This is a genomic window from Pseudomonas sp. R4-84, from assembly GCF_054130985.1.
In genome coordinates this window covers 3,215,587-3,230,517 of the sequence record NZ_CP096390.1, presented here as the reverse complement: position 1 = coordinate 3,230,517, position 14,931 = coordinate 3,215,587, and the positions used below count along the sequence as shown (strand labels likewise).

Here is a 14,931-nt window from a genome sequence, read left to right as displayed (position 1 = left end):
ACCTACTAAAAATAAGAATCGGAGCGTTATAAGTGAGCCTGAAAAAAATAACTGCAACGTTGGTGTCTGGCAGCATCGCCCTCAGTGGCCAGGCGTTTGCCGACTTTCTAAGTGATAGCAAAGCCACCTTGGGCATGAGGAGCTTCTACTTCAATAACGACAACCGCGATGGTGTCGCTGCCCCTTCAAAAACCGAAGAGTGGGCGCAGGGCTTCATGCTGGACTTCAAGTCGGGTTATACCGAGGGCGCCGTTGGTTTTGGTGTTGATGCCCTTGGGTTGCTGGGCGTCACCCTGGACAGTGGCAAGGGACGTCACGTTGGCAGCTCGATGATTCCCTCGGACAGTGACAACCGCGCCGTCGACGAGTGGAGCCGGCTGGGACTGACCGCGAAGGTCAAAATGTCCAGGACCGAACTGCGCTACGGCACCTTGATTCCGAAACTTCCGATTCTGGTCGCCAACGATGGACGGGTGCTTCCACAAACCTTCGAGGGCGGCCAGATGACTTCGAGCGAGTTCAAGGACTTGACCCTGACGGGTGGGCGAATTGAACGGGCAACCGGTCGTGCCTCAACGGATCAGACGGGGCTCGCCGCTATGGGCGGTACACGTCAAAGCAACCAGTTCGCCTTCGCCGGGGGTGACTGGAAAGTCACCAAGGACCTGACGGCTCAGTACTACTATGCCCAGCTCGAAAACTACTATAACCAACAGTTTTTCGGACTGACGCACACCCTCGCGTTCTCGGACAGTCAATCGTTGAAAACCGACCTGCGTTACTTCAGGACTGACGCGTCAGGGGAAAACAGTTCCGGTACATCGGGCTACCGAATCAGCGGTTACACCAAAAACGGAGATGGCGTTATCGACAATCGTCTCTGGAGTGCTGCATTGATCTACAGCATCGGCGCTCATGCGATGACGGCGGGTTACCAAAGCGTCTCGGACGGTAGCAGCTTCACCCAGCTCAATCAGGGTGGCCTGATAGATAAAGGCGCAGCAGGCAGCTCCTTGTACCTGCACACAGATCGTCTGATCCAGAGTTTCACCCGTGCAGGGGAGCGCACAGTATTCGGTCAGTATGCCTATGACTTCGCCGCCCTGGGTGTCCCGGGCCTGAAAGCCTCGGTCATGTACCTCTCCGGTGACAACATCAAGACGAGATCCGGTGACGATCAGAAAGAATGGGAGAGGGATATCTTTCTGGACTATGTCATTCAGTCGGGAGCGCTCAAAGGGGTTGGCTTCGGCTGGCGTAACGGTAAATCCAATAGCGAAGCCGCCCGTGACCAGGATCATAACCGGGTGTTTGTCAGCTACAGCATTGCGCTGCTCTAAGGGCGCAGCATCGCCATCCTCGGCCCGGCGCCCCCGTGGCAACGCGCTTGCGAGCAGGTCAGGCAACAAAAGCATTAATGCGCTAGAGCGCGACAGCCAGGCTGACGTAGGATGGCGTCAGCGTTTCACTCCGTGACTTTCCTCGAATAAGGTACGAAACCATGCGGCTTATGATCCTGCTGATCGGTGCACTACTGAACTTCCACGTGTTGGCGCAGGAGTCAGCCCAATCAAAAGATTTGGATCAACCCAAAGATCTGAACCAGCCCGCGATGAAGTGGACCCTGCTGGATCAGAACGAGAAGGCGTATACCTTGAACGACAGCGCTCAGGTGCTGTTGATAGCGCGCAGTATGTCGGCCGCCAAGTTAGTGGATGCGGCGATGGAGGGTCACCCGGAGGGCTATCTGGAAGCGCGCCACATTGTGTACCTGGCCGATATCGAGAAGATGCCTTCCATGATCAAACTGGTGGCAGTACCGGCCATGCGTTCGGCCAAATACAGAATTATGCTCGACCAGGACGGCAGGGTTGCCACCCACTATGGCGGCGACCGGGACACCGTTCAGTGGCTCGCCTTGAACAATGGCGCGGTCGTCAATGAGCAGCGTTTTGCCGATGCCGAAAAGTTGAAACAAGCAATCGCCGAGCAGGCCAAGTAGGCCCTACAGCCTTGCGCCACGTTGTCGCACCGCTTTCTCGAAGATCATCCGCACATACCAGATGATCATTTGCGAGGGCCCGAAAACTTCTCGCAAATGGCTTTCGGCGCTCATTAGATGAGCCTCTAGCTGTTCGCGGACTTTTTGCTCGCCGTAAAGCGCAACGAACGTCGACTTGCCCTCGTCCTTGCCCTGGTCCTTATTGCTGTCCGGACAACGATCCAAAAGGTCATCATACATTTGGAACGCCTGACCCAGCTCAACGGCAAAGTCCTGCAAGATCGGGCGTGTGTGAGCTTTGGCACCACTGATCAGCCAGGCCATGTCCATGATCGCGCTAAACAGTACCCCCGTCTTGAGGTTGTTGGTCAGTGCAATTTCCTCGGGGGGGCGGTTTTTCTGGCCGTCACGCAGATCCTTGAACTGACCCTTGACCAGACCCTGCATGCCAACGGTATTGGCCATGACCTCCACCAATTGCATGCGGATTGCGGGTGCCAGATCGGTAATCCCGGCGGCCACCCCGAATGCGCGGCTGAGGAGGGCAACGGCGGCAAGAATCGCCACGTCTTCGCCAAACTTCAGGTGCACGGTCGGCTGCCCACGGCGCAATCGGGCGTTGTCCATGCACGGCATGTCGTCCAGAACCAGTGACGCTGCGTGGATCAATTCCACGGCGCAGCCCAATTCCAGTGCCTGATCACCACCGTGCCCCAAGCCTTGTGCAGCCAGTATCAACAGAATCGGCCGCATCCGCTTGCCGGGCGCCAGCGTGGAGTCACGCATGGCCAGCGCGACAAGGTCGCGCTCGTCGCTGCTGCTCGGCAGCAGTTGGTCCAGACGCTGCTCAATAGCCGCGCGCACATCTTCCAAACGTTCGCTAAACCCATATTCGACGGTTGCGTCAGGCTCGATGGTCATCGGTCTTGACCTTTGCTTTAAGGGCAGTTGTGAAGGGTGATCTGCTTTCTGGTGGTTCACGTGATGGGCCTCAAACTCTGAACCACTTTGAATAACCAGTGCCTCAATTATCAGTCAGCGTTGCACACAAGTTGTACGATCGGCCTAAGCTTGTATAACGCCACTCAACAAAATGACCACGCGCGCCGCGAAATGATTCAACCGAATTGGAGCTTTCATGACCGAGCATCCCTTAAGTCGGAGAAAGGATGATCATCTCAATATCGTGCTGGACGGCCGTGGTGTGAGCCATAACCCACGACAGGGTGGCGGCAACGGGCTGGATGCCTTTCAGTTCGAGCATTGCGCGTTGCCCGAGCTGAATCTGAACGACATTGACCTTGCCAGCGCGCTGGTTGGGATCCCCCTCAGAGCGCCCTTGCTGATCAGTTCCATGACCGGCGGGGCGCAGCGTTCTTCGGCGATTAACCGCCATCTGGCTGAGGCCGCCCAGGAGCTTGGCATCGCCATGGGCGTAGGTTCGCAGCGCGTCGGTCTGCGCAGTGGCAACGATCAGGGCTTGACCCGTGAGCTGCGGCGGCTGGCGCCCGACATCCCGTTACTGGGAAATATCGGCGCGGCACAGTTATTGGAAAAGGATGGCCAGGAGTTGGCGCGCCGCGCCGTGGAGACTTTGCAGGCCAACGCTTTGATCATTCATCTGAACCCGTTGCAGGAAGCCGTTCAGGCCGAAGGTGATCGGGATTGGCGAGGCGTGCTGGATGCCATCGGGCTGACGGTGCAAAGTCTCGGCGTGCCGGTGATCGTCAAGGAGGTCGGGGCGGGTATATCGGCATCGGTGGCGGTGGCCCTGGCTGGAGTCGGGGTCAGCGTGATCGATGTGGCAGGCAGCGGCGGCACCAGTTGGGCAGCGGTAGAGGCTGAACGCGCCAGCAGCCCCGCCGATCACGAGGTGGCAATGGCGTTTGCCGATTGGGGTATAACGACGTCCACCAGCCTGATCAGCGTGCGTGAGGCATTGCCCGGCATGACGCTGATTGCATCCGGCGGCATTCGCAACGGCGTGGATGCGGCCAAGGCGCTGTGTCTGGGGGCCGACCTGGTAGGGCAGGCGGCCGGAGTGCTGCGCGATGCGACGGTGTCGACAGCGTCGGTCATCGAGCATTTCGACATCGTCATCAAGCAGCTGCGCATTGCCTGTTTCTGCACCGGTTCCGGAGATCTGGCGGCATTGCGTCAAGCCCGATTACTGCCATCGGTTCATCGCACATGAGCCATTTCGGCGTGGTGACCCCGGCGTTCCATAGCCACTTCCAGGCCTTTCAGGCGCTGGCGGTAGAGCTGTTGAATCGTGGGCATCAGGTCACGTTCTTCCAGCAGGCCGACGCGCGCCGTTGGCTGGGTGATCCGCGCATCGGTTTTCATGCGATGGCTGCTAGCAGCCATCCACCGGGGAGCCTGGACGCTGTGTTGCAGCGCGCGGCCAGCTCTAATAACCCGCTGACCTTGCGGCGGGTTATTGCCGATATGTGTGCAACCACAAACATGCTGTGTAATGAATTACCCGCGGCGCTGGCTTACGAGCAGGTCGATGCACTGCTCTGCGATCAGATGGAAGCTGCCGGTGGGCTGGTCGCCGAGGCCTTGGGGCTACCTTATGTCTCGGTGGCTTGCGCGTTGCCGGTCAACCGCGAGCCAGGCTTGCCGCTGCCGGTGATGCCGTTTGCCTACGGTCGCGACGAACGTAGCCTACGCATGTACGCCGGTAGCCAGCAGGTCTACGATTGGCTGATGCGACCGCTCAGAGACGTATTGCGGGGTGCATGTCGACGGCTTGCCATCGTGCCTCGCGATGCGCTGCATGAATGCCTTTCTCCGCTTGCCCACATCAGTCAGACCCTTGCGGGATTTGATTTTCCCCGTTTGCAGCAGCCCGCGCATTTCCACGCAGTCGGACCGTTGCGCCTGCCTTTTTCGGGTACGGGGCAACCTTCGCCAGGCAATGAAACCTTCGAGTGGCAGATTGATAAAAATCGACCCTTTGTCTTCGCCAGCCTGGGTACCTTGCAGGGCGGGCGCCTGGGTATGTTCCGGCAGATTGCAAAGGCTTGCCGCCGCCTGGATGCGCAATTGTTGGTCGCCCATTGCGGCAGGCTTGATTCGGTTCAGGAACGCATGCTTCTCAACTGTGGCGCGACCTGGGTCACTGCGTTCGCCCCCCAGCAAGCGGTGCTTGAACACGCCGATGTGGTCGTGACCCATGGAGGACTCAACACCGTGATGGATGCCATAGCCACCACTACGCCGATGCTCGTCATGCCCATCGGTTTTGACCAGCCGGGGGTGGCTGCGCGTGTCAGCTACCGAGACCTGGGCCTGAAGCTGAACCGCTGGGCGGGCGCCGCCACCATTGCTGATGGGCTGGCCCGGCTGCTTGTTCTGCCACGAGAGCCCTTGCAGCGGATGGCGGCTGAGTTGCAGCGCGCCGGTGGCGCCAGCAAAGCGGCGGACATCGTTGAGGCGGCGGTGCGTAGCGGCGAACCCGTGCTGACGCAGGCGGTGGCATGAACTATGACCTGATCCTCGCCGGTGGTGGGCTGGCCAATGGGCTGATCGCCTGGCGGCTCAAGCAGTTGCGCCCTGAGTTACAGGTGCTGTGCGTTGAAGAGCAGGCCCGGATCGGTGGTAACCATACCTGGTCCTTTCACGACTCGGACTTGACGGCCGAGCAGCATCAATGGATCAGGCCCTTGGTGGTGCAAACCTGGCCTGCCTACGAGGTGCATTTCCCGGGGCGTTCGCGACGGCTGAACAGCGGTTATGCCAGCATCACCTCCGAACGCTTTGCCCAAGTGATCGAACCGGCGCTCAGTGACGGGGGGCGGGCAGGGTTGCGTGTGTCACAGCGGATCGAACAGATCACCCCGACTTCGCTGTTGCTGGAGGACGGCGAACAGCTGTGGGCCAAAGCCGTCATCGACGGGCGTGGCGTCCAGCACAGCGAACATCTGGTGCTGGGCCAACAGGCGTTCCTGGGTCAGGTGCTGCAGCTACAGGCCCCTCATGGGCTGGACGTGCCGATCATCATGGACGCCCGGGTGGCTCAAGGGCAGGGCTATCGTTTCGTCTACGTCTTGCCGTTTTCAGCCGACACGGTGCTGGTGGAGGACACCCACTACGTTGACCGCCAGAGCTTTTCTTCAGAACAACTGCGCCAGCACGTCCGTGATTATGTGCAAGATCGCGGATGGATCATTGCCCGCTGCCTTCGCGAAGAGCAAGGCGTGTTGCCGATCACCCTGGCAGGCGACTTTTCCGGCTTCTGGCGCGAGGCGCCCGGCCAGCCGCGTTCCGGTTTGCGGGCCGGTCTTTGCCATTGCACAACAGGTTATTCGTTGCCCCAGGCGGTGCAACTGGCGGACTGGGTCGCCCGCCAGCAGAACCTGCAGGCGGACGCCTTATACCTTGGCATTCGCGCATTCGCTGAACAGGCGTGGCGGCGCCAGGGGTTTTACCGTTTGCTTAATCGCATGCTGTTCCTGGCAGGCAAACCCCAGGACCGCTGGCGGGTGATGCAACGTTTTTATGGTCTGCCCGAGGGGCTGATCAGGCGTTTCTATTCGGGCGACAGCACGCTGCAGGACAAGCTTAGAGTGCTGATCGGCAAGCCGCCTGTTCCCATCAATGAGGCCCTGCACGCTGCACGTCGCTGCCTGCCTCGGCATTACAAGGATCAAGCATGACCCAGGGGAAAAGCGCGATTGTGATTGGCGCAGGCTTTGGTGGCCTGGCACTGGCGATCCGGCTGCAGGCGGCGGGCGTGCAAACCACCTTGCTGGAAAAACGCGACAAGCCCGGCGGCCGCGCCTATGTGTATCACGACGAGGGATTCACTTTCGATGCCGGGCCGACGGTGATTACCGATCCCACGGCCATCGAGGAATTGTTCACAGCGGCCGGCAGATCCATGCGTGACTACGTCGAGATGCTGCCGGTCTCGCCGTTCTATCGCTTGTGCTGGGAGGACGGTACGCAGTTTGACTATGCCAACGATCAGGCCGAGCTGGACCGCAATATCTCCAGGCTCAACCCCAAGGATGTTGAAGGCTACCAGCGGTTTCTGGCGTACTCCAAGGCGGTTTTTCGCGAGGGTTATCTCAAGCTGGGCGCCGTGCCGTTTTTGTCGTTTCGGGACATGGTCAAGGCCGGGCCGCAGCTGGCTCGGCTGCAGGCGTGGCGCAGTGTCTACTCGATGGTTTCCGAATTTATCGAAGACGAAAAACTGCGCCAGGCGTTTTCGTTTCACTCCCTGCTGGTGGGCGGAAATCCGTTTTCCACCTCATCGATCTACACCTTGATCCATGCACTGGAACGCGAATGGGGCGTGTGGTTTCCCAAGGGAGGGACGGGGGCGCTAGTGCAGGGGCTGGTGAGGTTTTTCGAAGACCTCGGCGGGCGTCTCGAGCTCAATGCCGACGTCGCCAGCATCGAGGTGCAAGCGGGCAGGGCCAGCGGCGTGCGCTTGAAAAACGGTCGCTTGCTGAATGCCGACTGCGTCGCTTCCAATGCGGACGTGGTGCATACCTATGAGCAACTTCTGGGCGGCCATGCCCGTGGCATCAAGGAAAGCGCGCGCCTCAAAGGCAAGCGTTTCAGCAACTCGCTGTTCGTCATCCATTTCGGCCTCAAGCGGCCGCAATCTCAGCTTCGACACCACACGGTCTGCTTCGGGCCGCGCTACCGGTCATTGATTCAAGAAATATTCAATGGCGCTGAGCTGGCTGAGGATTTCTCGCTCTACCTGCATGCGCCCTGCATCACGGATCCGAGTCTCGCCCCGCCGGGCTGCTCCAGCCACTACGTGCTCTCGCCGGTTCCTCATCTGGGTAACGCGCCTATCGACTGGGAGGTGGAGGGGCCACGCTACCGTGATCGGATTTTCGCGTATCTGGAAAAACACTACATGCCTGGCTTGCGGGAAGATTTGGTGACCAGTCGGATTTTCAACCCGAATGATTTTCGCAGTGAGTTGAACGCACATTTGGGTTCGGCGTTTTCACTTGAACCTGTCCTTTGGCAGAGTGCCTGGTTCCGGCCCCATAACCGCGACGCGAGCCTTGGCAACGTTTACCTGGTGGGCGCGGGCACTCACCCCGGTGCGGGCGTCCCCGGTGTCATCGGCTCGGCCAAGGCCACGGCAGGTTTGATGCTTGAGGATCTGCACTCATGAATCGCGATGCTAACCAGGACCAAGTCCTGCTGGAGCATGCCGAACGCAGCATTGCTGTGGGCTCGAAGAGCTTTGCCGCGGCCTCGCGCTTGTTCGACCCCTCGACCCGGGCCAGCGCCATGATGCTCTATGCGTGGTGCCGGCATTGCGATGACGTGATAGATGGTCAGGAGGCGGGGCATTCGGCGACCGTGTTGAACCAGTTTGACATTGAACGGCGCCTTGCCGACCTTACCGCTCAGACTCGGGCGGTGTACGCCGGGTTGCCTGTGCAGCACGAAGCCTTCGCTGCGTTCAGAGAGGTGGTGGTCAAACATCGCATTCAGGAGCGTTATGCCCTGGAGCACCTGGCGGGTTTTGCGATGGATGTACACCAGCGCCGCTATCAGAGCGTAAACGACACCTTGGACTACTGCTACCACGTGGCCGGGGTCGTCGGGCTGATGATGGCTCAGGTCATGGGCGTCAGCGACCAAAAGACATTGGACCGCGCCTGCGACCTGGGCATGGCGTTTCAATTGACCAACATTGCCCGGGATATCGTCGAAGACGCTGCCGTCGGCCGGTGCTATCTGCCACGAGACTGGCTGGATGAGCTTTCGATCCCCGAGGCGTCACTTGCCGACGATCAGCATCGGCCCGGTCTGGCCATCCTCGCGCAACGGCTGGTGCAGCTGGCCGAGCCTTTTTACGCCAGTGCCGAGGCGGGATTAAGGGCATTGCCGTGGCGCTCCGCGTGGGCGGTGGCGACTGCGTCGGGTGTCTATCGGCAAATTGGCATCAAGGTCTCAAGGCGGGGCGAGCATGCCTGGGATACGCGGGTGTCGACCTCGAAGGTCGACAAGTTGCGGCATGTGCTCGGCGGCCTGTGCCGCGCCGTTACTGCTCGCGGGCGTCACTGGCCTGAGCGTCTGCCGAGCCTGTGGCAGCGCCCGGATCATTCTTGCGAAGAGGTCCGCCATGCAGATCGCGCAACTGAACCCGAAGCACCGCGGTAGGTGGGGCATAGAGAAAACCGAATGAGACACAGCGGTCCTTGCCCGACACGGCATGGTGCATCAAATGCGCTTGATACAGACGCTTGAGATAGCCGGTGCGGGGGACGTACTTCAATGGCCAGCGTTTGTGGACTAGCCCATCATGGGCCAGAAAGTACAGGAAACCGTAAGCCGTCATCCCGGCCCCTATCCATTCCAGCGGGTGCATGCCCTGGGTGCCAAGCGTGATCAGTACGATGGCGAACAGCGCAAACGCGATCGCGTACAGGTCGTTTTTCTCGAACCAGCCGGTGCGGGGCTCATGATGGGAGCGGTGCCAGCCCCAGCCCCAGCCGTGCATCACATATTTGTGGGCGAGAAACGCAAAACCCTCCATACCGATAAGGGTCGCGAAAAAAACCAGTGCGTTCGTCATGAGGCGGGTCATCCGAGCAAAGACACAGCATCGGACTGCGCCGAGGCGGTGAACGTTCTAACATCTAACAACGCGATCTTGGCCCCGTTGAGCTGCTCAATCACCTCATTGGCGGTCATTCTCGACATATTCACCGTTCAGTGGCGCGCAGTTGTTTATACCTGACGAGAAGCGATGAGTGTCGTCCTTCAGCTTGGGCGCGATTCCAATGAGTAGACTATGGTTCAAGCGGCCGCGTTTTTTAACATGCGTGAATAGCAAAACAAAAAAAGGATCGGTTATGCACTCATCCGCGATTTTTCGTGCGACTGCGACTGCGCCTGGTCGCTCGCTGCTTCTCTCACTGGGTCTGCTCGCTGCGGGTATCACCTCGGGCGCATGGGCTGAGGATTATCCCCACGCCAAGGAGCCGATTGGCACGGTGGAGCAGATCTATGACGGCGCCATGCTCCCCGATCTGGCGGTCAGTACCTACCGCAACATAGACCGGCTGTTCCCCACCCACAGGATCAAGGCCGGCGATCACCCGTATGCACTGCCCAAATCAGACAAACAGTTGCCCAACGTTCGGTTCACTGTCGGGGACAAAAAGTACGACCTGTATGACTTTGTCGCACTGGACAGCATTACGGCGATGCTCGTGCTCAAGGACGGCAAGATCGTGTTCGAGACCTATCAGCGTGGCAACACGGAGAAAACCCGATGGATGTCGATGTCGATAGCCAAATCCATCACCTCCACGCTGGCGGCTGCAGCGATCAAAGACGGCCTTATCAAGAGCCTTGACGCGCAAGTGGTGGATTACGTTCCCGAGCTCAAGGGCAGCGCCTACGAAGGGGTGACCGTGCGCGACGTGCTGATGATGTCTTCGGGCGTGAAGTGGAACGAAACCTACACCGATCCGGCGTCCGATCGTCGCGCGCTACTCAAAGCGCAGATTTCGCAGAAACCGCGTTCTGCCATGGCCTTGATGGCAAGTTTGCCGCGAGCGGCCGAGCCCGGCACGGCCAACACGTACAGCACTGGCGAAACGCAGGTACTCGGCGAGATCGTCCGTGGCGCTGTGAAGATGCCACTGGCCGATTATCTATCGCAGAAGATCTGGCAGCCGTTCGGTATGGAAAGTGATGCCCGGTGGTGGCTCGATTCGCCTGACGGCGTGGAAATCGGTGGCAGCGGTATCAGCGCCACGCTGCGTGATTATGGACGCTTCGGGCTGTTTTTCATGAACGGCGGCAAGATCAATGGCACATCGATTCTGCCCGAAGGTTGGGTCAAGGAGGCGACGCTGCCGACCACCCTCAAAGGCGGTAAGACCCTGGACTACGGCTACATGTGGTGGACGGCGTGGACCGAGCCGTCGGTGAAAGACGGCGCCTATGCGGCGGTCGGTATCCAGGGCCAGAACATCTACCTCAACCCTGCCAATAACGTGGTGATTGTCACCTTCGGTGCCCAACCCAAGCCGGTTGACAAAGAGCCGATCGACCCGATGGTGTTCTTCGATGCCGTGGTAGCTGCGTTGAAGTAAATTCGCGCGTTGATGACGCCAACCTAGTCGTCGCGAGCCTATGGCCCCGCGTAGCGGGGAGCCATGTATTTCGTTCTGGATCAATTGCGATCCAGGCCTACGGTATTAGTCGCGATTGCGGTATTGGACGGGTACCCACTCATACCTGCCGGCTTCGCGCCTGATGTGGCCGATACCCGGAAATGGCAAGTGAGCGACTGCTGACAACCGTCGTGAATTTAACGATAGAACCCCTTCCAGCCAGACGAGTCTGTTCCTGTACTACTTTCGGGAAAGCAGCCAATGTCAGCGCACCAAAGCCTTATTGTCCTAGCACGCGGAGGGTACGCCGCGCGAGGTGTGATTTACCTCATCATCGGTATCTTCGCATTGCTTGCGGCACAAGATTCGACAAAGCCGAAAGATAGCCAGAAAAGCCTGGAAGCCTTATTGGGCCAGCCGTTTGGCTATTTTTTAGTGGGAATCGTCGTGGCGGGTTTGCTCGCATTTTCGGCTTGGCGTGTTCTGCAAGCTACCCGTGATGTCGACCACCACGGCAAAAATCTCAAGGGACTGATAATTCGCACCGGTCTTTTTGCGGGGGGGGTGGTCAATGGTGCTCTGGCATTTTTTGCGTTAGGCCTACTTGTAAGCGGAGTGGGTAGCTCTGGCAACTCAGGAGAACAGAACACAGATTGGCTGGCGCATCTATTGTCCTGGAAGCATTCCAACCTATTGGTGTATCTGCTTGCTCTCATTCCGCTTGGCGTTGGAATTGCTCACATTTACAAGGGCTGGAAGGCATCGTTTGAAAAGTATTTCGAGGCTGACGAAGACGTCATGCGGTACGTCCGCCCGGTGTCTCGGTTTGGCCTGATCGCACGTGGCGTCGTCTTTATAGAGATTGCATTGCTGTTGGCCTTTAGCGGCTCGGCCTATCAAGCCATGGATCCCCCCGGTATGAAGGAAGCCCTCGACGCACTTCAGGGTTTGCCCACTGGATGGTTGGTTTTGATGGTGATGGCCTTCGGATTGATTGCTTTCTCGGCATACAGCTTCTCTGAAGCCTTCTGGCGCAAGATAAATATGAAAGTACCCGGATTGTCGAAAGCGTAGTGCACCGTATCAACCAGGGCCATTATCGAATGCTGGATATCGTTGCTGTCTTTGTGAGTATCACGGCGGTTCTTGCCTTCCTCAATCGCCGTTATGTTGGGCTGCCGCCAGCGATTGGTGTCATGGGCATTGCGCTGGGCCTCTCTGTGCTGAATATGGCGTTGGATGCGATGGGTTTTCATGCACTCCACACGCTTGAGCAATCGTTGGTGGAATCCATCGATTTTTCCGAACTGCTCATGCAGGGGATGCTTTCCTTACTACTGTTCGCTGGAGCGTTGCACGTCGATCTTTCGCAGCTGCGTTCTTACCGGTGGCAGGTGGCTTCTCTGGCACTAGTAGGTACAACAGCCTCCACATTGTTGATTGGCTATGGGCTGTGGCTACTTCTGTCACTAACGTCTCTGGAACTTCCCCTTGCCTACTGCCTGGTATTCGGTGCCCTGATTTCTCCCACGGATCCCATAGCGGTCATGGGTATCCTGAAGTCCGCCGGGGCTCCCAAAAGCGTCGAACTGGTGATAGCGGGCGAATCACTGTTCAACGACGGAGTCAGTGTTGTGCTGTTTTCACTCATTGTGGCGATGATAGCCAGTGGCGAAGCACCGTCGGCGTTGGGCGCATCGAAGTTGCTTCTGACAGAGGCCGGTGGCGGCGTGCTTCTAGGCGCAGCCATTGGATATCTAGCCTATTTGATGCTGAAAAGCATCGACAGCTACCAGGAAGAAATCTTGATCACATTGGCTGCGGTGCTAGGTGGGTACGCGCTGGCGAACCATCTTCATGTGTCCGGCCCCCTGGCGATGGTAGTCATCGGGCTTATCGTCGGAAACCAGGGACGATCCTACGCAATGTCCGAGCAGACTGAAAAACATGTGGACATGTTCTGGGAGTTGATAGACGAGATCTTGAACGCCGTTTTGTTCGTACTGATCGGCCTGGAGGTGGTTCTCATCCAGTTCTCGAACTCCTTGATCGTCACCGGGCTGGCGGTAATAGCACTTACCTTGCTGTCTCGATTGCTTACGGTAGGCGTTCCTATTGCTGCGCTTGGAAGACGCTTTCGTTTACCCAGCGGTTCATGGCGTGTTTTGACCTGGGGAGGTTTGCGAGGGGGCATATCGGTAGCCTTGGCGCTGTCACTGCCAGCCGGAGGCGCGCGGGATATTGTCGTTTCACTCACCTACATGGTGGTGATATTTTCAATTTTGATCCAAGGCATGTCTATCGCAAGCGTGGTTAAACGAGTCATCCCATGCGCGGACACCAAGTAACGTTAGTGGGTGCCGTCCGCGTAGGTTCGAGAGTGCTTGCGGGTTGAAAAAAAGCGGGCGACAAAAAGGCGAATTGCAATTCTGTGAATTGCCGAACAGGTGCCGACAATTGCAGGTCGAACACCTGGTCGACGAGGCTGCGCGCTAGCTGCCAGACGGCGCCGGCATCGGGATATCACCCAGCTGCAGCCCCAGCAGCGTCATGTATTCGTAGATGTGCTGGTAGCCCGATTGCGCTTCATAGCTAGGGCACGGGGATTGAAGTTCTCCACAGAGCCGCAGCTCCATGTTTGCGCCGCCCATGCCCCATTGCGTGTAGTTGGAGTTATTACGGGTGACGGTATCGATATTGGAGCAAACCAGTCCCTTCATTTTTTCATCGATGACATTGGTCGGCTCATAAAGCGTCAAGGAGAAGTCGAGAGAGGTTGCGCACCAGGCCATCGGAACGACATCCAGCGTGTTGTAGATGCGTAGCGCATTGCCGGCCATTTGCTTATTGAAATAGCTTGCAAAAACACCGTCGCCGGCCGTTGGTGCAGCAATTGTTTCGCAACGGAAATTAAAGTTCGAGAATTTATCTTTCAAATAAAGCGCAAGAACCGACATCAAGGCACCGCCGAGGCTATGCCCGACCAACCGGATCGTTGCCCCACTGCGCTGTTCCGCCAGAAAATCGCAAAGTGTGCCCTGGAAACCGATTGTCGATTCCTGACCCAATATCGCCTTTACACCTTCCGCAGTTCCCTGCGCCAGGTGTGCCGGCACCGGGCAGTTCTTGATGAGGCTCTGCAGCGGCACCATTGAAGAAATATCAAGATCATCTATCTGATCCTTGACCGAATCGGCGAGGGTTCCACTCGTCACCACCACAATGTCGTTTTTGTCCTGCCCGCCGACCAACACCACCGTGATGTGGGCCACATGCTCGCCATCCGGGACCAGGGCGGGTCCCCAGGCTACGTCATAGCCGCCGCCAAACTTGGAGCCGTTAAGGCGCGTAAGAATGTTGTCTTTGACCTGGGTCGGCGAAGGCTTCTTCATGTTTTGCCAATCCGGCGAAGCCAACGCCGCATTGTTCACCACGTACGCGTGGGTAAGATTGATTTGTCTTTGCTCAATTGAGTCTAGCGAAGTCATGACTGCTCCTTGTCTCAGATAATTCAACGGGACCAACGAAAACTCACGCTGCCGTCGATCCTTCTTGGCCAGCAAGACCGAGTGTAGTCGCAGTTTTGGAAGCGACAACTTAATGCGCAGCCTTAGCAGTTCGAACGGTCCTTGATCCGCAAATCCGGAACCGAGGATGAGGTGCAGCTGGTCTTGATATCACCGAACCAGTGCCCTGCGTATTCAATGCGAGGAGGAGCGACCGAGAAGCGAGCACCCCGCCTCGGATCAAGCACAAACGCCGTAAGGCACTTGCCAATGCCCTGACGTTAACGTAAAGATGGCAACAAAGCGC

The 14,931-nt window shown here is 58.1% G+C and carries 13 protein-coding genes; 10 read left to right on the top strand and 3 right to left on the bottom strand.

Annotation, left to right across the window (positions count from 1 at the left end; all coding sequences use genetic code 11):
• Positions 1-32 precede the first annotated feature (32 nt).
• A complete protein-coding gene (locus tag M1D68_RS14445; protein WP_457967296.1) occupies positions 33-1,340 on the top strand; it encodes an OprD family porin in 1,308 nt (435 codons plus the stop codon).
• 161 nt (positions 1,341-1,501) lie between these two features.
• Positions 1,502-2,002 (top strand): hypothetical protein, encoded by a 501-nt coding sequence (locus M1D68_RS14440; protein WP_457967294.1) that lies wholly within the window; start codon positions 1,502-1,504, stop codon positions 2,000-2,002.
• Positions 2,003-2,005: 3 nt separating this feature from the next.
• On the opposite strand, the gene M1D68_RS14435 is transcribed toward M1D68_RS14440, so the two are convergent.
• Positions 2,006-2,983 carry a polyprenyl synthetase family protein gene (locus M1D68_RS14435; protein WP_457967292.1) on the bottom strand — a complete coding sequence of 326 codons (978 nt, stop codon included), beginning with the start codon at positions 2,981-2,983 and terminating at the stop codon, positions 2,006-2,008.
• 157 nt (positions 2,984-3,140) lie between these two features.
• On the opposite strand from M1D68_RS14435, the gene fni reads away from it, so the two are divergent.
• Genes fni through M1D68_RS14410 form a run of 5 tightly spaced genes read left to right on the top strand, consistent with a single transcriptional unit; the run spans position 3,141 to position 9,151 of the window.
• Entirely contained in the window at positions 3,141-4,196 is a 1,056-nt protein-coding gene (gene fni, locus M1D68_RS14430; RefSeq protein ID WP_457967290.1) for a type 2 isopentenyl-diphosphate Delta-isomerase, read from the top strand.
• Positions 4,193-5,491: a glycosyltransferase gene (locus M1D68_RS14425; protein WP_457967288.1), complete on the top strand. Its 1,299-nt coding sequence runs from the start codon at positions 4,193-4,195 to the stop codon at positions 5,489-5,491. Before fni ends, M1D68_RS14425 begins: the two co-directional genes overlap by 4 nt.
• On the top strand, positions 5,488-6,666 hold the full coding sequence (gene crtY / locus M1D68_RS14420) for a lycopene beta-cyclase CrtY (RefSeq protein WP_434647941.1): 1,179 nt from the start codon (positions 5,488-5,490) through the stop codon (positions 6,664-6,666). Before M1D68_RS14425 ends, crtY begins: the two co-directional genes overlap by 4 nt.
• Entirely contained in the window at positions 6,663-8,153 is a 1,491-nt protein-coding gene (locus M1D68_RS14415; RefSeq protein ID WP_457967286.1) for a phytoene desaturase, read from the top strand. The genes crtY and M1D68_RS14415 overlap by 4 nt, the downstream gene beginning before the upstream one ends.
• Positions 8,150-9,151, top strand: coding sequence for a phytoene/squalene synthase family protein (locus M1D68_RS14410; protein ID WP_434559319.1), 1,002 nt, complete (start codon positions 8,150-8,152; stop codon positions 9,149-9,151). Before M1D68_RS14415 ends, M1D68_RS14410 begins: the two co-directional genes overlap by 4 nt.
• Here the strand turns inward: M1D68_RS14410 and M1D68_RS14405 are convergent.
• The gene (locus M1D68_RS14405; RefSeq protein WP_457967284.1) at positions 9,033-9,566 is read right to left on the bottom strand and encodes a sterol desaturase family protein; all 534 of its coding nucleotides are present in this window, start codon (positions 9,564-9,566) and stop codon (positions 9,033-9,035) included. The two genes, M1D68_RS14410 and M1D68_RS14405, sit on opposite strands and share 119 nt — an antisense overlap.
• A gap of 280 nt (positions 9,567-9,846) precedes the next feature.
• On the opposite strand from M1D68_RS14405, the gene M1D68_RS14400 reads away from it, so the two are divergent.
• The 3 genes from M1D68_RS14400 to M1D68_RS14390 all read left to right on the top strand — a co-directional run bounded on the left by M1D68_RS14400 (position 9,847) and on the right by M1D68_RS14390 (position 13,466).
• Entirely contained in the window at positions 9,847-11,097 is a 1,251-nt protein-coding gene (locus M1D68_RS14400; protein ID WP_445571852.1) for a serine hydrolase domain-containing protein, read from the top strand.
• A 282-nt stretch (positions 11,098-11,379) separates the two neighbouring features.
• On the top strand, positions 11,380-12,192 hold the full coding sequence (locus M1D68_RS14395; RefSeq protein WP_457967281.1) for a DUF1206 domain-containing protein: 813 nt from the start codon (positions 11,380-11,382) through the stop codon (positions 12,190-12,192).
• A gap of 29 nt (positions 12,193-12,221) precedes the next feature.
• Positions 12,222-13,466, top strand: coding sequence for a cation:proton antiporter (locus M1D68_RS14390; protein WP_420764026.1), 1,245 nt, complete (start codon positions 12,222-12,224; stop codon positions 13,464-13,466).
• Between the two features lie 144 nt (positions 13,467-13,610).
• Here M1D68_RS14390 and M1D68_RS14385 read toward each other — a convergent pair whose 3' ends face one another.
• Positions 13,611-14,606, bottom strand: a complete 996-nt coding sequence (locus tag M1D68_RS14385; protein WP_434647926.1) for a lipase family protein — start codon at positions 14,604-14,606, stop codon at positions 13,611-13,613.
• Positions 14,607-14,931: the final 325 nt, after the last annotated feature.